This window comes from Streptomyces sp. cg40, from assembly GCF_050320165.1.
GTDB lineage: Bacteria > Actinomycetota > Actinomycetes > Streptomycetales > Streptomycetaceae > Streptomyces > Streptomyces hokutonensis.
On record NZ_CP190128.1, the window covers coordinates 4,510,277 to 4,525,900 of the forward strand.

Consider the following 15,624-nt stretch of genomic DNA (forward strand, 5'->3'; position numbering starts at 1 on the left):
GCGCGCGGGACTTGGGACCCCAGCGAATCGCACGATAATCGACGGTGTCCTTCGACCTGGAAAACGGATCCTCTCGATCGCCACAAGATTCCCTCACGACACGGCAAAAACTCCCGTACCGGGGAACGCGGACCGGACAAACGCCGTACCAGTGCGCGGACGTGGCGGGCGTCCGCCGGGTCGCGGGACGGTTCACATGGCCGTTCGTCCCCCGGGCGGCTGCCCGTGCCATAACCTTGGCCCGACCTTGGGGGGTTGACATGGCAAAACGGCTCGACGCCGGCTGGGGACAGCGGATCGCCTGGGTGTTCCTCGCCTGGGGGTCGTGCGGCCTCCTGATGTGGGTGCCCTTCCTGTACGCGGCGATCCGCCGCGGGCGGGGTTCGGACTGGGGCGCGTTCGCGTCCTTCGTGCTCTACGAGTGCGTGACCCTGCCGTGGGCGGCGTCCGGCGGCAGCTCCAGCGGCGACCCGTTCCTGGGCCTCGCGGTCGTGCTGACCATGCTGATGGCGGCCGGACTGCTGCTGTTCGGGATGTTCGACACTCCGCCCCCGAAGCAGCAGCTGTACATGGGCATGCCCATGCCCCCGCAACAGGGGAACCCGTACCTCCGCTAGCTCACGCTCGCCGGGTGCGCCGCAGGATCCGTACCGCGGGCCAGACGATCAGCCCGGTGACGGCCCACAGGAAGCCCGAGAGGCCGAGCCATTCTCCGGTGCCGCTGTCGGGGTCGCGGCCGAAGACCGTCGTAGCGAGCGCGACGAAGGCGAACAGCCCGCCCAGGAGGATGAGCACGACGAGCGCGGCGGTCTGTCCGCCGGTGCGCCGGGCGGGCGCGGCACCGCCGCGCTCGGCGGCGGGCTCCGCCGCGGGCGCCTCCGCGCGCGGGGCGCTCTGCCGCGGCGGCAACTGCACGCGCGCGTGCGGCGGTACGGCCGCGTCGAGCATCGCCATCGTGTGCGCGTCGACGCCGTAGAGCCCGGGTTCTACGGAGACGGCGAGACCGTCGGTGCCGATGAGCCGCCGGCCACCGTCGGGCCAGCTGAGCACGGCGGCGCAGGAACGGTACGGCACGGTCACCGCGAGGTCCTCGCCGTCGCGCCCGCGCACGGTCACGCTGACCCCGTCGTCCCCGACCACCAGCGCGGACCCGTCCTTGGCGACTGCCTCGAAGCGCCGCCCGGTGACGGCGTACGTCGAACGCGTCGGCGCCTCCGCGTACCCCGCCCAGCCCGCGCTATGCCCCGAGGGCACCTGGAGCAGCGCGGTCCCGGCGGCCTCCAGGGCCACCGCGTGCAACTGACCGGTCGTCACCGACCACAGCTCGTGCCGCAGTTCGTCGAGCCCGCGCGGCGGCCGTCCGGCGAGCAGATCCTCCGCCGCCCCGGGCAGCCGCCGTACGGCCGCGTCGGCCGCCGTCAGTCCCGCGTCGGCCCGCGTGCGTACGGCCTCCAGGTCGGCCTGCGCGATACGGCCGGCCTGGAGCGCGGCGAGGACGTCGACGAAGCCGCCGAGCACCGCGTCCTGCTTGGCGGGCAGGGAGTCGGCGAAGGCGGTGAGGAGGGCGTGGCCGTCGCGGCGGGAGGTGTAGTCGGTGGCGGCGGTGTAGGAGTTGCCGTCCTCCTGGCGCAGGGCGCGGGAGAGTTCGCGCTCCAGGACACCGGCGTAGAGGCGGGCGGCGGTGGTGTCGGTGACGACGGCGTCGAGGAGGACTCCGCCCTGGCCGTCGGCGAAGTAGGCGGGTGTGGTGGGGAGCGCGGAGGTGACGGCGGGGAGGGGGTGTCGGGTGCCCGGGGGCAGTTTGAGCGCGAGTCCGGCGGGGAAGCGCTCGCCGGCGATCCACAGCACGGCGTTGCCGCCGCTGAACCAGGTCTCCGTCCAGTGCCGTACGTCCTCCGGGCGCAGGTTCCTGACCCCCCACTCGGGGTAGCTGACCAGGCCGTAGCCCTGGGCGCCGTAGCGCCAGAGCGGGAGTTGGCCGGGTTCGCGGCGGGACTCCTCCGTCCGCAGGATCTCCTTCTCCGTCTCCAGGCGCTCCATGGGGAGGTCGGCGAGGGAGGCGCAGACGCCTTGCAGATAGTCGACGATCTCGTGTTCGGCGCCCTCCACGTGGAAGTGGGTGAAGGCGGCCTTGGTCGCGCCGTTGTAGTGGTAGTCGGCGAGGCCGTGGCGGTACAGGGCGAGATGTTCGACGAGGTGGGTGACGCCGGCCCGGGCGAGGGTCTCGTCGGCGGTGCCGACGCGGAAGACGAGTCCGGCGCGGAGGGGGCCGGGGGCGTAGGCGAAGAGGGTGGGTATGCCGTCGACTTCGGTGAGGTGGATCGCGTTCATGGTGGCGGCGGACTGACCGTCCTGGGGGTTCATCTTCGGCCTCTCAGGGCGGAGTTGGCGGTGTCGCGGTGCTGGACGTACGCCTCGGCGGGCTTGCCGAGGTAGCTCCACGGATACTCGGAGGCGAGGTTGCCGAGGGCCCGGAAGTGCGCGGCGGCCTGCGCGGTGTCGCCGATCAGGGAGAAGAGCGCGGCGAAGCTGCCCTGGACGGTGACCCAGCCGTACGGCCGCGCGAACTGCGGGTGGAACACGGAGCGTTGGGCGGCCTCGACGAGTTCGGCGTGCACGTGGGGTTGCCTGAGGTACTCGGTGCGCTTGTCGTCGGCACCGAGGTCGAGCCAGTGCTCGATGTGCGCCTCGGCGACGAGTCCGCCGTTCAACGCCCCTGCGGGGGCGGTCAGTAGACACTCGCGCGCGAAGGAGTGGGCCTCCTCCCAGGTGCCGCTCCACTTGGGGCAGAGATTCTGGAGGAGACGGGCCTGGCCGGTGAAGTGGTGGGGGTGGTAACGGGCGAGCCGGTTGTAGCGGCGCCGGGTCTCGTTCTGTCCGAGGGACAGGCCGCGGGCGGTATTGAGACGGGCGGCCCAGGCGGCGTCGTAGGAAGGGTCCAAAGCCGTTGCCTGGATGAGGAGTTGCTCCGCCTCCCGCAGGTGTTCGTGGAACGCCTTGAACTGTTCGCGGCTGACGTTCTTGGCCCGCGCGCCGGTCCGTATCTCCCACCCGGCCTCGATGAGTCTGGTCCCGAGCACGGTGAGCGCGAGAACGTCGTGCGGTACGGCGGCGAGTTGCCGCCTCAGCGCGTGCTCGAAACCGTCGTCCTCGGCCAACACGCCCACGACGAAGGCCCGGTCGGTACCGGGCGGCAGGCTGTCGTGGTACTGCCTGATCGCGGCCCAGTCGGCCGCGGCGACGGCCTGACGCAACCAGGTGACCTCCGGGAAGGCGGAGGCGAGTTCGAAGTCGGGGCCGGCATCGGCTCCGGGGGCGGATGACATGCGGCGGATCCTAGGCGAGGCCTGTGACATCGCGGGTGGCGGGGAATCCACAGGTCAGAGATGGGGTGAGCGTGGGTTTACCTTGACCGTCGGCGGACCTTCCGTACAACTTCCGTTCACTGGGAGGTCATACAGTCCGCACCTTTCTGTACCACATCTGCACTTACGTCTCCCAGGAGTCCCGCCATGTCTCTGAACGCTCGCCGAAACCGCCAACTCCTCGAGGCGGCAGCCCCGTTGCTTCTCCAGGACGAACGGGTCGAGTTCACGTCCCTGGCCGCGATCGGCTCGGTCTCCGTCCGCAGGCAGGCGTTGACTGCGGCGGTGGTGGGGGTGTTGAGCGCGGGGACAGTGATGGCCACGGTCACGCCGCGCCCGTTGTACATAGTCCTGACCGACCAGAGAGTCCTGTTCTTCGACGGCAACAGAGGTGGAAAACCGGGCAAGTTGATGCTGAACCTGCCGCGTCCGTACGTCTCGGCGGGCGGTTCGAAGAAGGCGTTCCTGGGGTTGCAGTTCACGACGAGGTTGTCGGTGGCGGGGCAGGAGCAGGGGTTGAAGGTGACGTTTCCGGTGCAGCACCGGGGGGACGGGCCGCGGTTTGTGGGGGCGTTGCCGGTCACGCGGTGAGGAGTTCGCACCAGACGTATTTGCCATGCGTGCCGTGGCGGGCGGAGGGCTGCCAGCCCCAGAGGTCTGCGCAGGCGCGGACCAGTGCGAGCCCGCGACCACTCTCGGAGTCCTCGGAGTGCGCAATCACCTCCAACGGCCTTGCCGGGGGCGGGGGTTCGGGGTCGGCGTCCCAGGCACCGATCCGCAGCACTCCTGCCTCCCAGCGGACGCGTAGGTCGGCGGGGCCGTTCGTATGCCGTACGGCGTTGGAGACCAGCTCGGCGGCGAGGAGTTCGGCGGTGTCGACGTGGCTGATGAGTCCGTGGACGGTGAGAATGAGGCGGAGGGTGCGGCGGCTTACGGTGACGGCTCGGGGGTCGTTGGGGATTGAGAGGGAGTACTCCCAGGGAGCGGGGCGTTCGCCTTCGTGCATGGTTTAACTCCGTTCAGGTGAAGGGGAGTTCGCGCGGTGGCTCTGCCACGGCCGTCGCGGCATGACGGGGTGGTGCACTTCCGCAGCGTATGCGTTGCGTCACCGACGGTAGGGGTAACCTGTAACCCCATGCAAGCCGATCGCGTAATCACCCCCGAACGAGGAGCACTTGATGGTCCAGAGGCGCGAACCGACCGCACGTCAAATGCGCCTGGGGATTGAATTGCGCAGGCTCCGCGAGGCGGCAGGGCTCACCGCCGTCGAGGCAGCGGCGCTGCTCGGGGCGAACCGCGTCCAGATGAGCCACATCGAATCCGGACTCGTAGGCGTGAGCGAGGAACGGGTACGTCGACTCGCGTCCCACTACGCCTGCACGGACAAGAAGTTCATCGACGCGTTGGTCGCAATGGCAACTGATCGGACACGGGGCTGGTGGGAGGAGTACCGGGGCCTACTGCCCACGTCGTTCCTCGACCTGTCCGAACTGAACCACCACGCCACCTTCCGGCGCGACGTCGCGATCCTGTACGTGCCCGGTCTGCTTCAGACGGAGGACTACGCTCGCGCGGTCTTCTCGGCGAGGGTGCCCGAACTGACCGACGACGAGCTTGAGTTGCGCGTCCGCCACCGGCTGGCGGGGCAGAAGATCTCCGTTCCCTACGAGTTGGTGATCCACGAGTCGGCCCTACGAATCAGAGTCAGCGACCGGTCCGCCTCCCAGGCCCAACTCGCCAGACTCCTGGAGCTCTCTGAAGCGGACAACATCACCGTACGTGCCATCCCTTACGACTTGGACGGCTTCGCCACAGCCGCCAGCACCATGACGTATGTGGGCGGCCTCGTCCCCAAACTGGACACGGTTGTGCGGGACGTACCCCATGGCTCGGCCTTCATCGACTCCGAAGCACAGCTCGGCGCCTTTCGAACCCGCTTTCGTAAGGTGGAAGCCGCGTCACTCGACCCTGAACGGTCACGTGACTTCATCGACCGGCTGACCAAAGAGCTGTGAGGCACCCCCATGAACAACTGGCGGAAGTCGTCCCACTCCGGCCCCGACGACGGCAACGAGTGCGTGGAGATCGCGACTTCCCCCACGCACACACACGTATCCATACGCGACTCGAAGGCGCCGGCCAGGGCCACGCTCACCTTCCCCGGAGGAACCTTCCATGCCTTCATCGAGACCCTCAAGACGGACACAGGGACGCGTGCCTTCATCCGCGAACTGGCTCAGGAGCTGTGAGGTACCCCTATCGACAACTGGCGGAAGTCGTCCTACTCGGGCGAAGGAGACGGCAACGAGTGCGTGGAGATCGCGCCCTCGCCCACGCACATATCCGTACGCGACTCGAAGACGCCGACCGGGACCATGCTCACCTTCCCTACGGGAGCCTTCGCCACCTTCATGGAAACCGTCAAGACGGACACCACGCACACGCACATCGCAGTCGGCGCCTCTGTCACCGTCACTGACGGCCCGTTCATAACGTTTCAGGCGACGATCACAGAGATCGGCACCCGGGCGCAGAGGGCCAAGGGTGTGATCGAACTGTTCGGCCACCCCTCCCCCGTCGAACTCACCTTCACTGACACACCGAACGAACAACGAATAACAGCAGTTCAGGACCGCTCACAGATCATCGCCACGCACAAAGACGCCACCCGCCACTTCGGGGTCGTAGGACGCATAACCTCCGGCAAAGACACAGGCCGCTACATCCGGGCCGACGGAATGGCCGCCCTTGACGACCCCCCTGCGGAGCACACGGAATCGGCGGGAGTGATGATTCGCGTCGCCGACGACCCCGACATGCAGATCAACTGTGTCGGCGAATGGGTGGAGGACTGGGCAGGCGCGGAGGAGTCGTTCCGACTCGATGGCCGCCAAGTCGAGTGGGCCCTTTGAACTTGAACGAGTGGTGCCGAGCCGCCAGGATCTGCGCGTGACAGAGCACCAAGAAGACCTGGTGGCCTTGTTGCGGGAACCCGATGATCCCGAGTGGCTGGAAAACGGCCCCGGGCCTACGACCATGGCGAGCTCGGCGTCCTCATTGAGCCAGAACCGGGTCTGTTCCACCCGGCACCGTCCGTAGCCGTCAGCAACCCCCGGCGAAACTGTCCGGGGCGGCGAGTAGGGTCACCGCAGTCGCACGCCCGGGAAGGGACGTCATGGTCACCCACACAGACCTTGCAGCTTGGGCTGGTCCGGGCAATGTCCACCGCGCGACGCGGCAGACCGTCGCCGAGTGGGACATCCCAGCCGAGGCGAAACGGATGCTGACCAGCGTGGGAATCCCGATCACCGAGCAGATCATCACCCACATCTCCTACCAGAGCGAGCCGTCTCCGCAGCTGGTGGCCTCCGACGGTCGACGGTTCTACAAGCTCACGATCTCCCAGATACCGAGCTTGGACGGCTGGCAGGCTTTCGGTGTCCAGCCTCTCACAGGCGAGGTCCACTACATCGGGTGGACCGATGAAGCCCGGTACACCAACAGTTCGGTCGAGCGGTGGCTCCTGTCTCTCCACCACTTCGGACGTCACCTCAGCCAGTCCAAGGTGCTCGAAGATCCATTCGAGGACGAAGATGCCGCAGTGAATGAGCTAAAGGCTCTGGCCGACGATCTCAAGGAGATCGATCCTGCGGCATTCGAGGGCTACGAGGCTTTCACCTGGCCGGCGTTCCTCGACCGGTGGCTTTGGTAGTGCCGATTACCCTCTTCGCACACGCCCCAGGGGACACGACATGACCAAGCACGCTCCGGTGGACCTCATCCGCCTTGCTGACGAAGAGAACAGCGTGGTCGTTCAGGTGACGGGGCCAACAACCGAGGTGCTCCCTTGGGACGGCTGCCTTGACATCGGCATCGCGGTGGCCAGCGATTTCGCGAAGGGCAACCGCACAGAGGTATGTCTGCTGCCCGAGGGCCGGCCGGTTCAGTGGATGGACGGTGGTCGAAACCCGGAGATCCGGATCACGCCGAAGGGGCCGTACATCTGCCACGGTGAGGTCCGCAACGCGATCGAGGTGGTGGTGAGGGACACCCCGGTGTCTCTCACCTCGGTGTGCGTCTTGGTGCGCCTGCCCGCCGACTGGGTCGACATCCACCGCGTGCAGCTCGGCCATGTCCGCGCAGCGTGGCCCTTCGGGCCGAACTGAGACATTGAGGTGTCCCCACGGAGCCGGCCGGTGCGAGACGTCGTCGAACTCAATCGGTACGTCTCTGACTGATCGCTTCAAAATGGTTGGCCGTCACATGGCGGCCTACGGCGTCCAAGGTGGTGGTGGCAGAATGCCGAGGTGGAGTCGATCTTGCGGGCCGCCGGCGAACTGCTGGATGTCGAGTTGTCCGGCCCGGTCGACCTGGGTGGCAGCTCGCGCAGCACCGTGCTGCGCTGTGAAACGCCCGGTGGCGGCAGTGTGATCGTCAAGGCGTTCACCAACGAGCCTGAATCTCTGCGCGGCTTCACGGCTGAGGCCGCCGGGCTGTCTCTCGGGATCGCCGGTCCCGAGGTACTGGGTGTGGATCCTGAGGTTCCCCTGCTGGTCATGGCGGACCTCGGGAACGCACCTACCCTGGCGGACGTTCTGCTCGGAAACGATCCGACGGTCGCGGAAAACGGGTTGCTGGCCTGGGCTCGCGGGCTCGGGCGGCTGGCTGCCGAATCGGTGCACCGGCGTGCCGATCTCACGCGGCTGTGGTCCCTGTACGACAAGGGCATGCCGTCCTGGGGCGACGAGCCGTGGATCGCGCAGAGGGCGACTGATCTGCTCGCGCTGCTCGACGGCGCCGGAATCGCCGTTCCCGCGGGCCTTGCCGAGGAGTTGGCCCGGATCGGGACGGCAGGTGGGGAGGAGTATCCGGCCTTCACCCCGGGTGACACCTGCCCCGACAACAACCTGCTCACCCCGCAGGGGCTGCGGCTGATCGACTTCGAAGCGGCCTGCTACCAGTCGGTGTTCATGACGGCCGCGTACTGCCGGATGCCGTTCTCCAGCTGCTGGTGCGTCTTCACCCTGCCGACGGGGATCGCCGCGCAGATCGAGCAGGCGTATCGCGCGGAGGTCGTCGGTGTGTACCCGGCACTGGGCAAGGACGAGGTGTGGCAGGCCGGCATACGGCAGGCCATAGCGGTCTGGACGATGGACGCAACGGTGAGGATGCTTCCTCGCACCGTGCAGGACGAACCGCTGCACCGGACCCGGCGCCCGGTCCCGACAAGACGTCAGGTGCTCAGGCATCGCTGGGAGATGGCGAGCACGCTGGAGGAGTTCCCGGCGTTCGCGGAGACGATGGGGTTGCTGTTGCGTGAGGTCGCCGGAGACTGGGACGTGGCCCGGCTGCCGGGATATCCGGCTTTCGCAAACCGAGGGGAGAGCCGGTCGCTTCAGGCACCGGCCGACGTAACGACTCCCGGCTGAAGGTACGCCGGGGCAGGATCACCAAGGGCTGCTGGAGCCGGCCTGCGGAATCATCTGCCTTCGCCGGCTCCGGAAGGCATTCTGAAACGATCAGTTGGCCGGCAGCCCAGCGGAGACCCGTCCGCGAAAGCGTGACACCTCTCCGCCGAGTGTCACACTTCTACGCCTCGACCAACTGGGGCCGAGGGACGCCCCGTTGCGGGCTGGACACGATCAAGGCCTGCAACTCCACAACACTCGACGAGCGGCCGGGGTCAGTCGATCACAGTCTGGAATGATCGCACGGTGAGCGATGCGAGGCTGCTGGCCGCAGATGCCGTTGAGGCACATGTCCGGGCATTCTTCACGGGACACTCGGTGGAGGTCGTCGACTACGACCTCGGTCCAGAACGGCGAGAGGCAGTACCCGATCTGCGGGTTCTCGTCGTAGCTCCCGGCCCCCGCAGCGACAACTGGGCCTATGTGACCGCCGGTTGCTGGGCCTCGGTGCAGGAGCACGGCCACGGACTTGAGTTCGTGATGACCGCGCACGTCCGCGACCACTGGTTCGTCGAACTCATGGCGATGATCGCCTTCTACCACTGCGGAGGGCACCAACTCGCCCTGGAACACAGCATGCCGATCGGCGAACCGTGGATACCCGGTTCGGCCTGCGACCACCTGCTGATCAGCCTGCCGTACCTCCACGGCCCCGACCTAGAGCACTGCCCACTGCCCGGCGGACACGCCCGCATCCTGTGGACCCTGCCGGTGACCGCGGCCGAGATCGATTTCCGCAGACGTCACGGTCACGAGGCGCTGGAACAGCTCTTCGACGAGGCACGGATCATCCCCACCGATCCCTACCGGGCATCGGTCGCCTGACCTCCCGGCCCCAGCCGATTCGCCTCAACCCCGTTCTGGATGCGGCGAGCCGCAGTCACGAGCTCGGCAGGCAGCGCGGGGCCGTCACACGCGTGATCGATCAGCAGGTCTCGGTAGGAGTCGTTCGGCAGGTTCGGCGCCAGTTCGATGAGTTCGCTCAGTTCGGCGGGCGAGCCGGTGAGCCGCGCCCGGTAGGCGGCCCCGGCAGCGCGCAGTGTGAGCTCGGTCGACTCGTGCTCCATTCCCCGATCGATCAGCCGGACCGCTGCGGCGAAGTCGCCCTGCTCGGCGTGAACGTCGGCCAGGTCGAGATGGAGCGACCAGTTGGCCGGGTCCAGGGCAAGAGCGCGCTCGAACGCCGCCACCGTCCGTCGAGGATCACCCAGCTTGCGCCATGTACCCGCTCGCACGACCTCCGTCAGCATGATCCGCTCCACGGAGTCCGCCCGGTCGCAGAGTGCCAATGACGTATCGGTGAGACCGCACGTCCGCAGCAGGATCGCCATCTTGGCCAACGCGTCCGCCGACGGCCGGCGGGCAGCAACCGCGTCGATGGCCCGGAACCAGGGCCGGAACCCTTCCCGCATGCTTTCGGTGTCCAGAACACGGCCATGGTCCATCGTCCGCATCGCGGCCTCGGCCAACGCATCGGCACTCACCACGCCGAGAAATCGCACATCGCCGAACCAGGGGGCTTGGGCCCATGCGATGTCGGGTTTCACACCCGTGACCGACCCGATCGCCAGCGCCGCATCGTCCATGTCACCTTCAAGGAAGCTGATGTACGACCGCGCCAGCAGCGTCCTCAAGGAGTCGGCGCCCTGAACAACCTCGGCCAGTTCGGACGGCTTGTCCCTCCACAACTCGGCAAGGACCGTATAGGGCTCGGGGTTCTCCGGTGCGGAGGCGATGGCACCCGCCAGATAGTGCACGGCGGCTGCCGGGCTGCCCCCGCAGTGCGCCATCACCTGCGCGAGACCTACTCCAACTGCCACCGCCCGATTCGACATTGGCCGAGGGTATCCCTGACGGCCGTCTGACGGCCCGCCCACTCAGGGATCGCTGGACAGGTGCCAGGTCGGCAAGTTGATCTCAGCGCTGCGGGGCGGACGGAGGAGGTGGCGGTACACGCGGGGATTTGATCTTGGACCAGCTCTCGGGGGTTACGTGGTAATGCTCCCCGTCGTCGGCATCCATCCGTGAGTGAAAGTGCACGTACAGATGATCGTCTTCGAGACGGTAGGTGACGCCGCCCATCATGCCGAACACGACGAAGGTGATTTCTAGGGCCGGTGCTTCCGTCAGCGGCGCCAGCGGTGGCAACAGGTGCTCGGTCTCCTCGAAGCAACTGCCGGTTCTCTCCCGTAGCAGCGAGTGGAAGCGGTGCTCCAGCATCTCGGGCGGGGACGGGAGTGGCCGCACCACAACCGGTTCCAGGAGCTCCAGCAGATGCGTATGCCCCTGCTGCCGTGCGATGTCCACGGCGCGCTGCCCGTCCCGGGTGCGCTGCGTGCGCCAGGCGCCGTGCGCGATCAGCCGGGAGACGACGGGGAAGTCCGCGCCGTGCCAGGCCGCCTGATGCAGCGCGGTATAACCGGTGCGGTTCCCGATCCGGGGGAGGTTGGCCCGCGCCGGATGCTTCCTCAACTCCTCGAACAGGCCAGTCCAGTTGGCGTCCCGGGCCATGTCCGAGAGCCGGTCCCGCTCCGCCCGGTACCACCCGCTGGGCTCACGGTCGGTGAGGGCGTCCCATTCCATCACGTTCCTGATCACCCGGACACGCTAGTCCACCCCGTCGGAGCCGGACCGATCCGGGCGGACGACGGCGCGAGTAGCGGTGGAGCGGGCCGGGCCGAACCAGCGGGCCGACACGTTGTGCGTGGCGGCACGGCGCGGACTCACCGGCATCGCCAGCAGTCGGTCGACGAAGACGAACCGGCGCTTCGCCCCGGCCTCTACAGCCCTTCACCACGACCGGGCCGGATCATTGATGAGAGGTAGTCGGTTCTGACGACCAGGGCGTCGAACTCATCACGGCCGGTGACGACGGGCAACGCTCTCATGGATCCTTCTCCTCGGTGGGCCGGCGAACTACTGGCTACTCCAGCGATGCGGATGCTCGGGCTTGTTGGGACAGGCGAAAACGTTGAGGTCACCCCAACGGCCAACTTTGACCTCCGTGGGAGTGGCGGAATGGTGAGTGGGTTGGTTCTGGTCCTCCAGCGGTTTCCAGCTGCCGCTGCCGCCGTCCCATTCCGAGCTGTCGATGGTCAGCAGCAGGTGCATCGGTGTCGCGCAGCTCAGGCAGTCCATGGGGTACGGGTCTGTCACGTGCCAGGAGGCGAAGCCGCCCGCGCGCCAGCCGGGCGGGATGGACAGGTCGTACTGGCAGCCGAGCGGCTCCTTCCTGCTTTCGTCCGCCGTCTGCTCGGCTTCCTCTTCGAGGGCTTCCTCCCAGGCATCGATCTGGGCGCACAGTTCCTCGGGCAGAAGGCCGGCAAACGGGTAGGTGACCACCTGCTCCGGGTGCAGCACACAGGGCTCGGGCACGAAGCCGTCCGACCCGACGACCAGCGGTTGCGGCGGCGTGGTCAGTACCTCGCCAACCTTCCACGACTGCCGCCAGCGCAGGTGAAGCTCCAGGTCGTACCGGCCCGGGCCGTGCGCGTTGAAGGGACACCAGAACACTTGAAGCAGATCGCAGTCGCCCGGCCCCGCCGGTAGGTCGGGCACATCCCGCCGGTAAAGCTGTGCGAGGGCGATCATCGGCAGCGGATCGGTCTCGGACGCCCCGGGGATCCGGTGCTCCTGGTGCAACTCGCCCAGGAGCTGCCGTTCCTCGTCCGTAGGGCCGACAGCCTGCTCGCGGGCCCACGCGGAAGCCAGAACCTGCCGGTAGCGGTGGATGTCGTCCGGGCGTCGCCCACGCCCACGGCCGTGGGCCTCGCCGCACACCGGCCACGGTTCGTGCGTCGGCCACAACATGGGGCCACCCACGGAACTGGCCGCATGGTCTGGTCTGCCCGGCCGCGGATGGAGCCGGGTTGTCGTTCCCCGAAAGGACGCCAGTTCCGGGAAGAGCGCCTCGACGTCTAGAGGGCGCGGGGGCGTAGTCCTCGTCATGGACCCGACCTTAGAAGCCTGACATCCCTGGTCACCGAACACTCCCGGCAACTACTCGCCAGCGCTGGCGCTGTCAGAGGCTGATACGCACGTTGATGTCCGGTTCGTGATTCCAGGTTTAGCGAGGATGGCGGGTCGGGGGCTGGGCTGAGGGAACGTGTCCGCCGATACGGAGTGAGTCTGGGCAAGGTGAGCCCGTCGAGGTGTCATGGCACCATCCCCGTTGTGGATGACCGTACGTATGACGTGGATTGGTCCGGCCTCTTTCATGCTTCGGGCCCCGCCACCGACACGCCACAGCATCTGGCTGCTCTCCTCGGCGACGATGCGAAGGCCTTCGTCGACGGGTACTCGCACCTGTGGTCGGCGACGCTTCGTCGCGAGGGCAAGGCCTGGCCTGCGACGGCACCCACCGCGTTGCTTGTCGCCGAACTCCTGGACAACCCACTGCTGGGGCCCGAAGATCCCACGTTGCCCGACGCTATGCTCGCCTACCTGCACGAGGTCGGCGTCTCCGGCGACCTCGGAGACCGGGCTGCGCAGATCCGTGCTCGGGTCAAGGACCGCGCACCGGAGCTGCGGGCCTGGACTGCCCAGTACGTGTCGACCGATGCGGACGGCAGGGCCCGGATGTGGCGGGACGGCACGGGTGTGGGTGAACTCGTCCTCGATCAGGCGGCGCTGGCCTGCTTCGACCTCGTTCCCACGCTCCTGCGGCGAACACTGCCCTACCTCACCTCGGAACGCGCCAGGCGCAGGGCATGCGCAGCAGCAGCCGTCGGATCGCTGGCCCGGCATCCCGCAGCCTCCGCGCAACGACCGGAGCTGCTCAACCAGTTGACGTCGATGGCCCGGGCCGCCGATTCCTCGCACGACCTGGCGACGATGGTGATCGCCATCGGCCACCTCGGTGGCGACACCCGCCCCTGGCTGGCTGACCCGCATGCAGGCGTCCGAACCTGCGCCGCCCTGGCGCCCGACCTTGCCGACGACGACGCAGCGGACCAAGTGCTGATGGAACTGGAGCAGTCGCCGCAAGCCTTCGGCACGTCCTTCGGCGACATGGCTCCACCCCTGCAGCTCCAGTCCAAGTCGTACCAGGACCGGCTCACCGGGCGACGCGCGAGCTGATGCTCGGGGTCCGGGACGGGGGTACGGTCGCGGCAGGGCGAACATCGCCTACTCGATCTCGGCCGGGATTCCCCGCCCGGCGAGCCGCTTGAGCTTCAGTCGGACGTTGTTGATGCTGTTGGGCACGACCTCCAAGCCCACCGGCCCACACACCGCCCGCGCCCGCAGCGGGGCATCGGCGGCCGCGGCGAAGACCGCCATGATCTGCGGGCAGGCCGGATGCTCTCTGCCCGCCCCACCCTTGGCTGATGTCCCCCTCGGAGGGGACCCTCTCAAGAAAAGTGTGACGTCTCAGCGCAAAGTGTCACACTTTCCCGCCCACCCCCTGACGCAGAGCATCCCCTCGCACCCACTTCGCCATCGGCCGACGAATACTCGCCCCACCTCCGACAAAACAGCTGGTCCAGCCGTCAAAGAAGCTAAAGAACACCCCACACCTTCAGGTGGATTGGAGTCAGGACACGTGGTCGACACCCGTACACACGTGCTGAGCTGAGCCCGCGCAAGATCGCGCAGTCTCCAGCTCAAGCCCCAGAAAGGGGACACCTGTACGCCACAAGGGACGGGCCAGGACATGGCTCGCCGCCGCAGCAGCTGCCACCGCACTTTTCGTGTCACCGACCTCAATAGCCAGCGCCAAACGCTCAGGCTCCGCAAGCCGGCCGCTACCTGAACCTCCACCAGTGCGTCTACTACTCCGACGCCCAGCACGACCGCATCACGACGGTCGCGAACGTCGGGCCCCCGAGTTCGCCGCGCACTCGAACGTCCCCAACACCCCCGACACCACCCCGACCTGCGGCACCGGCGACGGCAACTTCACCCTCATCCCGCTTCTCTCGGGCACGAAGGCTCTCTCCCGGACCTGACGCAGATCCCAATCCGGGTCGCACCGGAAGCCATCCCGCCCCGGTGCGGCCGAACAGGCTTCGCCCTACCGAACGGAAGATACTTCCAGATTACCCACGATGGAATAGGCGCTCAGGAACGCATCGAAGCACACTGATTCACTGATGTCAGGCTATTCCAAGGTCCGAACCACGTAGTCCGCTAAGGAAACCAAATCGATAAACCAGGGCTCGATCTCCTCTGAATATTCGAAGGAAACCCTTCGTCAAGAAATCCATGAGAGCCGAGGCCAACTGATTACTATATTCGTCACAGGAATCCAACAGGCTACGGACCAACCCGGAGGAGATCAGCTCATCGTTATGACTTTAAATCCGACACCTCTGAGGCAAGATCACACATATCTCTCCTCCTGCCATTCAATGCATGTTGAACGCCTACCACCAGAAGACAGAAATTCCTTCAAGCTTTGGCGGACTAGGTCGATACAAATTTCCGAGCCCGCCATGAATTCCATCGGATGCCCTAGCAGGTAATAGAGGACCACACCTCGGTCTACCGAGCCACGGGGCACGAAGTTTCCATCATCGAGCAGAGATAGGGTGCCGATTTCGGCATTCTTATCAACTCCACAGACAAGCAGGTGGTCAGGGTAACCCGACGAGAGGAGAGGGCGGTCCAGTGAGAAAAGTTGAGCCGCGTTATAAGTCGGCGGGCCGACCATGAGTGCATCAATCAACGCGTCAATACTCTCTGGGCTATCAAGCAGGGCAGGATTCTCGACATGCTCATCCCCTGAATACTGCTTTGATTCCATGCATAATGCCTCGACTGAAATCGGCGTGGGTTTGGTATCTCTCAAC

General features: G+C 66.9%; 17 protein-coding genes and 1 pseudogene. 10 read left to right on the forward strand and 8 right to left on the reverse strand.

The genetic code is table 11. The annotated features are described in order from the left end of the window. Positions 1–260: 260 nt before the first annotated feature. Positions 261–617, forward strand: coding sequence for a hypothetical protein (locus ACQHII_RS19865; RefSeq protein ID WP_427920551.1), 357 nt, complete (start codon positions 261–263; stop codon positions 615–617). 1 nt (position 618) lies between these two features. On the opposite strand, the gene ACQHII_RS19870 is transcribed toward ACQHII_RS19865, so the two are convergent. Both ACQHII_RS19870 and ACQHII_RS19875 read right to left on the reverse strand, forming a co-directional pair. Continuing rightward, positions 619–2,364, reverse strand: a complete 1,746-nt coding sequence (locus tag ACQHII_RS19870) for an insulinase family protein (protein WP_427920552.1) — start codon at positions 2,362–2,364, stop codon at positions 619–621. After that, on the reverse strand, positions 2,361–3,326 hold the full coding sequence (locus ACQHII_RS19875) for a hypothetical protein (protein WP_427920553.1): 966 nt from the start codon (positions 3,324–3,326) through the stop codon (positions 2,361–2,363). Before ACQHII_RS19875 ends, ACQHII_RS19870 begins: the two co-directional genes overlap by 4 nt. Positions 3,327–3,512: 186 nt before the next feature. Between ACQHII_RS19875 and ACQHII_RS19880 the strand changes: the two genes are divergently transcribed. Beyond that, positions 3,513–3,956: a hypothetical protein gene (locus ACQHII_RS19880; RefSeq protein ID WP_427920554.1), complete on the forward strand. Its 444-nt coding sequence runs from the start codon at positions 3,513–3,515 to the stop codon at positions 3,954–3,956. Here ACQHII_RS19880 and ACQHII_RS19885 read toward each other — a convergent pair. Then, positions 3,946–4,371, reverse strand: coding sequence for an ATP-binding protein (locus ACQHII_RS19885; protein ID WP_427920555.1), 426 nt, complete (start codon positions 4,369–4,371; stop codon positions 3,946–3,948). The two genes, ACQHII_RS19880 and ACQHII_RS19885, sit on opposite strands and share 11 nt — an antisense overlap. A 172-nt stretch (positions 4,372–4,543) precedes the next feature. Here ACQHII_RS19885 and ACQHII_RS19890 point away from each other — a divergent pair, with 172 nt between their 5' ends. The 7 genes and pseudogenes from ACQHII_RS19890 (at position 4,544) to ACQHII_RS19920 (ending at position 9,658) form a co-directional block, all read left to right on the forward strand. Further along, positions 4,544–5,380 carry a helix-turn-helix domain-containing protein gene (locus ACQHII_RS19890; RefSeq protein ID WP_427920556.1) on the forward strand — a complete coding sequence of 279 codons (837 nt, stop codon included), beginning with the start codon at positions 4,544–4,546 and terminating at the stop codon, positions 5,378–5,380. 9 nt (positions 5,381–5,389) lie between these two features. Beyond that, positions 5,390–5,614, forward strand: a complete 225-nt coding sequence (locus tag ACQHII_RS19895) for a DUF397 domain-containing protein (RefSeq protein ID WP_427920557.1) — start codon at positions 5,390–5,392, stop codon at positions 5,612–5,614. A 9-nt stretch (positions 5,615–5,623) separates the two neighbouring features. Next, a pseudogene (locus ACQHII_RS19900) lies at positions 5,624–5,806 on the forward strand (DUF397 domain-containing protein); the annotation flags it as partial. 734 nt (positions 5,807–6,540) lie between these two features. Further along, positions 6,541–7,077, forward strand: coding sequence for an SUKH-4 family immunity protein (locus ACQHII_RS19905; RefSeq protein WP_427920558.1), 537 nt, complete (start codon positions 6,541–6,543; stop codon positions 7,075–7,077). Positions 7,078–7,117: 40 nt separating this feature from the next. After that, entirely contained in the window at positions 7,118–7,531 is a 414-nt protein-coding gene (locus ACQHII_RS19910; protein WP_427920559.1) for a DUF5959 family protein, read from the forward strand. Positions 7,532–7,672: 141 nt separating this feature from the next. After that, positions 7,673–8,794: a hypothetical protein gene (locus ACQHII_RS19915; RefSeq protein WP_427920560.1), complete on the forward strand. Its 1,122-nt coding sequence runs from the start codon at positions 7,673–7,675 to the stop codon at positions 8,792–8,794. A gap of 285 nt (positions 8,795–9,079) precedes the next feature. Next, positions 9,080–9,658, forward strand: a complete 579-nt coding sequence (locus ACQHII_RS19920; RefSeq protein WP_427920561.1) for a suppressor of fused domain protein — start codon at positions 9,080–9,082, stop codon at positions 9,656–9,658. Here ACQHII_RS19920 and ACQHII_RS19925 read toward each other — a convergent pair. The 3 genes from ACQHII_RS19925 to ACQHII_RS19935 all read right to left on the reverse strand — a co-directional run bounded on the left by ACQHII_RS19925 (position 9,637) and on the right by ACQHII_RS19935 (position 12,781). Continuing rightward, positions 9,637–10,668: a tetratricopeptide repeat protein gene (locus ACQHII_RS19925; protein ID WP_427920562.1), complete on the reverse strand. Its 1,032-nt coding sequence runs from the start codon at positions 10,666–10,668 to the stop codon at positions 9,637–9,639. The genes ACQHII_RS19920 and ACQHII_RS19925 overlap by 22 nt on opposite strands. 82 nt (positions 10,669–10,750) lie before the next feature. Beyond that, complete coding sequence (locus tag ACQHII_RS19930) at positions 10,751–11,431, reverse strand: ankyrin repeat domain-containing protein (RefSeq protein ID WP_427920563.1); 681 nt, start codon at positions 11,429–11,431, stop codon at positions 10,751–10,753. A 318-nt stretch (positions 11,432–11,749) separates the two neighbouring features. Beyond that, positions 11,750–12,781 carry a hypothetical protein gene (locus tag ACQHII_RS19935; protein ID WP_427920564.1) on the reverse strand — a complete coding sequence of 344 codons (1,032 nt, stop codon included), beginning with the start codon at positions 12,779–12,781 and terminating at the stop codon, positions 11,750–11,752. Positions 12,782–13,006: 225 nt separating this feature from the next. On the opposite strand from ACQHII_RS19935, the gene ACQHII_RS19940 reads away from it, so the two are divergent. Next, positions 13,007–13,912, forward strand: coding sequence for a hypothetical protein (locus tag ACQHII_RS19940; RefSeq protein ID WP_427920565.1), 906 nt, complete (start codon positions 13,007–13,009; stop codon positions 13,910–13,912). A 48-nt stretch (positions 13,913–13,960) separates the two neighbouring features. Here the strand turns inward: ACQHII_RS19940 and ACQHII_RS19945 are convergent, their stop codons facing one another. Both ACQHII_RS19945 and ACQHII_RS19950 read right to left on the reverse strand, forming a co-directional pair. Then, positions 13,961–14,113: a hypothetical protein gene (locus ACQHII_RS19945; protein WP_427920566.1), complete on the reverse strand. Its 153-nt coding sequence runs from the start codon at positions 14,111–14,113 to the stop codon at positions 13,961–13,963. A 1,042-nt stretch (positions 14,114–15,155) separates the two neighbouring features. Beyond that, positions 15,156–15,578, reverse strand: a complete 423-nt coding sequence (locus ACQHII_RS19950) for an Imm1 family immunity protein (protein WP_427920567.1) — start codon at positions 15,576–15,578, stop codon at positions 15,156–15,158. Positions 15,579–15,624: the final 46 nt, after the last annotated feature.

Coding starts and splice junctions, on each gene's coding strand:
- ACQHII_RS19935 (WP_427920564.1), bottom strand. CDS start 12,781: ATGACGAGGACTACGCCCCCGCGCCCTCTAGACGTCGAGGCGCTCTTC.
- ACQHII_RS19925 (WP_427920562.1), bottom strand. CDS start 10,668: ATGTCGAATCGGGCGGTGGCAGTTGGAGTAGGTCTCGCGCAGGTGATG.
- ACQHII_RS19905 (WP_427920558.1), top strand. CDS start 6,541: ATGGTCACCCACACAGACCTTGCAGCTTGGGCTGGTCCGGGCAATGTC.
- ACQHII_RS19890 (WP_427920556.1), top strand. CDS start 4,544: ATGGTCCAGAGGCGCGAACCGACCGCACGTCAAATGCGCCTGGGGATT.
- ACQHII_RS19910 (WP_427920559.1), top strand. CDS start 7,118: ATGACCAAGCACGCTCCGGTGGACCTCATCCGCCTTGCTGACGAAGAG.
- ACQHII_RS19945 (WP_427920566.1), bottom strand. CDS start 14,113: ATGGCGGTCTTCGCCGCGGCCGCCGATGCCCCGCTGCGGGCGCGGGCG.
- ACQHII_RS19870 (WP_427920552.1), bottom strand. CDS start 2,364: ATGAACCCCCAGGACGGTCAGTCCGCCGCCACCATGAACGCGATCCAC.
- ACQHII_RS19875 (WP_427920553.1), bottom strand. CDS start 3,326: ATGTCATCCGCCCCCGGAGCCGATGCCGGCCCCGACTTCGAACTCGCC.
- ACQHII_RS19895 (WP_427920557.1), top strand. CDS start 5,390: ATGAACAACTGGCGGAAGTCGTCCCACTCCGGCCCCGACGACGGCAAC.
- ACQHII_RS19865 (WP_427920551.1), top strand. CDS start 261: ATGGCAAAACGGCTCGACGCCGGCTGGGGACAGCGGATCGCCTGGGTG.
- ACQHII_RS19880 (WP_427920554.1), top strand. CDS start 3,513: ATGTCTCTGAACGCTCGCCGAAACCGCCAACTCCTCGAGGCGGCAGCC.
- ACQHII_RS19950 (WP_427920567.1), bottom strand. CDS start 15,578: ATGGAATCAAAGCAGTATTCAGGGGATGAGCATGTCGAGAATCCTGCC.
- ACQHII_RS19885 (WP_427920555.1), bottom strand. CDS start 4,371: ATGCACGAAGGCGAACGCCCCGCTCCCTGGGAGTACTCCCTCTCAATC.